We start from the raw sequence: 1029 nt of genomic DNA, 5'->3' as shown, positions 1-1029 counted from the left end.
ACCACGCTGCCGACGGCGACGGCGAGCCCGACGGGCAGCGCCAGCCAGGTGAACGGGGTGAACGCGCAGAACAGCAGCCCCCACACCGCGGTGGTGACCGCCGCGTCCAGGCTGGCGCGGGCGGCGAGCAGGTCGGCGCGGGTGGTCTCGGGCAGCGCCGGCCACAGCCGCGGCCACAGGATGATCGCGTCCAGGCCGTACTTGTCCAGCGGGCGGCGTTCGGCGGCGCGCAGGATGTTCCCGATCGGGGTGGGCAGGAAGTAGCCGGACGCGGCCGGGCGGCGCCGGCGGCGGCGTTCCAGCCGGGTGTAGGCGGCGAGCTCGTCGGTGGTGGGGGTGTTCGGCGGGCGGACGCGGGCGAAGGCGGCCTGCCAGGCGTCCTGGTCGGCGGCGGCGCGGGCCGCGAGCCAGCCGGCCAGCCGGCGGCGGAGCGGGCCGGCCCAGGCAGGCCAGTAGCCCTCCAGCAGCCGCAGCACCGGGGTGGCGGTGCGGGCGACGAGGATGCCGGAGGCTGCCACGGCGAGCAGGACGGTGAGGATGGCGGCGGTCTGCACGGCCGGGGACTGCCGGTCCAGCCAGTCGGTCTGTTCACTCAGCGTGTGCAGATCCCCGCGGTGGCGGGTCCAGGCGGCGAGCCCGGCCAGCCAGAAGACCAGCGCGGGGGCGGTGACGGCGGCCCAACGGTCGGCGAGCTTCCCCCCGACCGCGTCCCAGAACGCCCCCAGCATCGGGTGTCAGCCTCGCACCAGATGGACCTGATGGGTGGGACATTGCGGGATCGCGGCGCCGACTTCGGGCCGGTACCAGGCGTAGTCGCCGCGCGGGCAGACGTAGCGGCTGGCCTCGACCGGGCCGGGATCGCCCGGCAGGACGAGCGCGCCACCGGTCTGCCGGTACAGGTAACGGGGCTGGAAGTAGGGCGGCCGGTAGCGCGGCGCGTCCTCCAGGACCGTGCGGAGGAACCACGCGGTGGTCTCGTCCCCGTCAAGCAGCTCACGGAGCCGGCCGGCGACCGCAGCCTGGTCGATG

At 75.8% G+C, this 1029-nt stretch carries 2 protein-coding genes; both read right to left on the bottom strand.

Features of this window, described 5'->3' with window-relative positions:
- Nucleotides 1-728 (bottom strand): hypothetical protein (locus NBW84_RS17125; RefSeq protein ID WP_250285739.1); only part of this gene is annotated, 728 nt, incomplete at its 3' end.
- 6 nt (nucleotides 729-734) lie between these two features.
- The coding region (locus NBW84_RS17120) for a hypothetical protein (RefSeq protein WP_250285738.1) at nucleotides 735-1029 on the bottom strand (295 nt) is incomplete at its 5' end.

The sequence above is a fragment of the Protofrankia sp. CiP1_Cm_nod2 genome, assembly GCF_920664355.1.
Lineage (GTDB): Bacteria > Actinomycetota > Actinomycetes > Frankiales > Frankiaceae > Protofrankia.
Note: the sequence above shows the minus strand (reverse complement) of the source record. Positions and strands in the feature narration are given on the sequence as shown.